At 70.6% G+C, this 245-nt stretch carries 1 pseudogene; it reads right to left on the reverse strand.

The features are described from left to right. Positions 1 to 239: pseudogene (locus AB6A65_RS16405) on the reverse strand (DNA/RNA nuclease SfsA); the annotation flags it as partial. Between the last annotated feature and the right edge of the window lie 6 nt (positions 240 to 245).

A 245-nucleotide genomic window follows, 5' to 3' on the forward strand; every position in this document is an offset into this window, starting at 1 on the left:
ACGCCGGTGAAATGGCCGTCCGCGTGCTCCACCAGCCGCCAGGCGTACTTGAGCTTCCGTTTGGGGTCGTCGTTCGACTCGAGCCAGATGCGCGCGCCGGGCTCGGCGAGGCCCATCATCGAGCCGGGGTTGCCGACATGCGCGGTCACCTCGCGCCCGTCCTCGAGGCGCGCGTCGGCGAGGAAACGCTTGTAGCGGCGGAGCAGGCGCGCCGGCACCAGAGGGGTTTGAAAGCGCATGGGGCG

Origin of the sequence: Rhodosalinus sp. FB01, from assembly GCF_041365715.1 — a bacterium.
Taxonomy (GTDB): Bacteria; Pseudomonadota; Alphaproteobacteria; order Rhodobacterales; family Rhodobacteraceae; genus Rhodosalinus.